Source organism: Maritimimonas sp. 2405UD52-3, assembly GCF_056591715.1.
In genome coordinates this window covers 1-3,079 of sequence record NZ_JBWQOL010000011.1, presented here as the reverse complement: position 1 = coordinate 3,079, position 3,079 = coordinate 1, and the positions used below count along the sequence as shown (strand labels likewise).

At 30.4% G+C, this 3,079-nt stretch carries 3 protein-coding genes; all 3 read right to left on the bottom strand.

Annotated elements, in window-relative coordinates; all coding sequences use genetic code 11:
• Window positions 1-37 precede the first annotated feature (37 nt).
• Window positions 38-1,444 (bottom strand): serine hydrolase domain-containing protein, encoded by a 1,407-nt coding sequence (locus AC1EU5_RS15915; protein ID WP_480193408.1) that lies wholly within the window; start codon window positions 1,442-1,444, stop codon window positions 38-40.
• 63 nt (window positions 1,445-1,507) lie between these two features.
• A complete protein-coding gene (locus tag AC1EU5_RS15910; protein WP_480193407.1) occupies window positions 1,508-2,341 on the bottom strand; it encodes a helix-turn-helix domain-containing protein in 834 nt (277 codons plus the stop codon).
• Window positions 2,342-2,512: 171 nt separating this feature from the next.
• Complete coding sequence (locus AC1EU5_RS15905) at window positions 2,513-3,025, bottom strand: hypothetical protein (protein WP_480193406.1); 513 nt, start codon at window positions 3,023-3,025, stop codon at window positions 2,513-2,515.
• Between the last annotated feature and the right edge of the window lie 54 nt (window positions 3,026-3,079).

The following is a 3,079-nucleotide window of genomic DNA, read 5'->3' as shown; positions in this document are numbered from 1 at the left end:
GTAGGTAGTTTTTATCCTAAGATTCTTTAGAATAATTCTAATCTAGTTGCTTAGTACCTGTTACATTAGCGTTAATTCTGAAAATTTCACCAGAGACTTTATTTTCCTCAACAATATCTAATTTAAATGGCAACACGCCTAAAGAAATGGGCTGTTTTCCACCACCTATTGCAAAAATCCAAAGCTTGTTATTTCTCCAAAAAGCATCAGATATTGGGAAATTTTGAAGCTCATGAAAATCAAAAGAACCATAATTGTCTTTTAAGAGTAACAAATCTAATTTACCATTGTAAACATTTCCTTGAATAGAAATATCTAATTTATAACTTCCTACATCTCCAAGTTTAAGTTCTCTAATTTTTTCACCTTTAATAGTTGCAATATATCGTTTAGATAAAAGTTCAAATTCACCTCTATCTAAAGGTGCATGTCTCATATTACTTACAATAGTAATGCTAAGATTATATTGAGGAAAAACAAGTAATCCACATGTACTACCTGGTGTTTTCCCATCGCCCCAATACATTTTTTCATCATCCCAACTTGTTCTTTGTCCCCAACCTAATCCTTCTTTTGTTTTTAGCGTATCGTTAATTATTCTTGGTGAAGTAATTGAGTTCAAATCATTAGGTGTAAAATAATTTGAACTAAAAGTATGGGCAGAACCAAATTTAGCTAAATCAATTGCAGTTGATAAATATCCACTACCAGCCCATTTTGCACTAAGATCTATATAAGGTGAATGTTCCGGTTCACGATTAGCATTGTACTGATAAAAGCCAGTTCTATTAGGGATTATCTTTTTTTGATTATCAACCTCTGTTTGATCCATTTTTAGAGGATTAAAAACTAAATCATTCATTGCATTTTGAAAGCTCTTTTTTGTTACACTTTCAATAATTGCTGCAAGTACAGTGTAGGCATGACTTGAATAGGTTACTCCTTCATCTGGCTTGTGCACTAATGGGCGATTTTTAAACTTTTTGAGAGCTTCATTTGTTGATTCATAATGATGAACATCTAAAGCATCATATACATCAATGTAATGACCTATCCCACTGGTATGTTGAGCGATTTGCTCAATAGTTATACTTTTCCATGAATTTGGTATAGAATCAAGGTATTTAGAAATCGGGTCTTGTAAATTTATCAGCTCTTGTTTGTGTAGTTTAAAAATTGCCGTTCCGGTAAATAATTTAGAAACACTCGCAATTCTAAATTTACTTTTTTCACTTGTTGGAATATTGTATTCAAGATTAGAATAGCCATAGGATTTACTCCAGATAATGTTGTTTTTATGGCTTATTGCTATTGATAATCCTGGAATATTGCTTTCATCAACCAATTTAGAGATAATTCTATCTGTTGCTATATTTGCTGATTTAAAGTCTTGAGCAAAACATACATTACAATTAATAATAATAATTAAAATAAAATTTCTCATCAAATTTTGATTTTAATAACAAACCTATGAATTCAAAATTTCTAAAAATTGTAAAAAAGCAAACTACAGATTTAAGCTATCATCATACTGATAATTTAAAGTCACAAAATTATTGGATGATAAAAACTTCTTAGGTGAAGTTCCAGCTATTAATTGAAAATCTTTAATGAAATGTGATTGGTCAAAATAGCCAAATTTATAACTAAGTTCTGTTAATGAAATATCTGGATTACTTTTAAAATAATTTGTCAAACATCTTACTCTAACTACTCTAGCAAATTGTTTTGGAGTAATTCCAATTTGCTCTATAAATTGTCTTTCTAAATATTGCCTACTTACATTCAATAGATTTGTCAACTTTTTTACTGAGAACCCTACATGATTTTGAAAAATATAATTTATTGCAAAATAAATTAATTTCGAAAATTTGTTACTCGTTTTTAAAGATTGAAATAAGAAATCTTCAATATGTTTAAATGCTTCTTCTTTTGTGTTCGAGTTTATTACCATTCGCTGTAATAAGCTCAACTTTAAGTTTCCTAAATGATCAATAGCAATTGTCTTCTCTTTGTACAAATCTGCTTTGTCTTGTAAAAATATACTCGCTGCCCACGGTTGTATTTTTAAGCTTATTAATTCTTGTTTCCCTTTTGGTTTAAATTCGATTTTGTTAGTACTTTGTCCAATTACAAAAGCTGAATTTGAGTATGTCGATAAATTATGTTCATTCATTTTTATTGAAATTGGATCATGCCTAGAAAAATAAATCTCTACGAAGCCATCTGGTAGAACAGCACCATTAGATATGAAATCTTCCGCCTTTGAAATTTCAAGTAAAGACGCCTTAGCAATTAAGCCACTATATTCTGGCTTTAAAGAGAAAAATTCAATATTCATTAAAAAAATAAAGATTATTATTTATAGCGATTTGATAATTACCTACAACGGTTTATGTATGGTTAGTTGTGGGAAATCCGTTAGGATTTTCCGACGTATTGGCAAGTTAATTAATTCAAGTGAATTCCTGCGAAGGAATTCCGCAGCAATTAATTATACATGATGTTGTACTTAGTTTTTTAATTTAAAACTTTTAAGGATAGACATAGCCTCGTCAAAATGCTTTCCATATTTTGATTCGACAGAAGAATAACCAAAATAATAGTATTCCCCATTCTGCTGGAAGTACACATTATATCTTTTGTGGATACGTCCGTTCCATGTAGATTCCAATTCATGAATATAAATGTCACCCAGGTGATTCTTGACTTGTTTTATTTCTTGTGAAATAATCTTCAGGGCTTTATTTGTTCCATCAACTTGATTCTGAACATATTCTTGAAACCTTGGTTTTTCACTTGATTTAAATTGAAAAATTGAAGTCACATTATCGAAATAATTATCTCCTTTTTTTAGTGGAGTATATCCAACATATCCATGATGCTTTACTGGCCTCCATTCATTAGGCGCTACGACTATAAAATTTTGCTCATTTATCCATTCCTGCGCTTCGGTCAGGCTTTTTTTTGAAGATCCACAACTAAACAGAACAAACATTATTACAAGGACGAAGATCTTTTTCATAGCATTAAATTAAGTACAACGTCACCTGTGTATGGCTTAGTGAGGTGCAGCCTG

What these genes read in the sequence shown, in the direction of transcription:
- AC1EU5_RS15905 (WP_480193406.1), bottom strand. Translation starts at nt 3,025, where the DNA reads ATGAAAAAGATCTTCGTCCTTGTAATAATGTTTGTTCTGTTTAGTTGT.
- AC1EU5_RS15910 (WP_480193407.1), bottom strand. Translation starts at nt 2,341, where the DNA reads ATGAATATTGAATTTTTCTCTTTAAAGCCAGAATATAGTGGCTTAATT.
- AC1EU5_RS15915 (WP_480193408.1), bottom strand. Translation starts at nt 1,444, where the DNA reads ATGAGAAATTTTATTTTAATTATTATTATTAATTGTAATGTATGTTTT.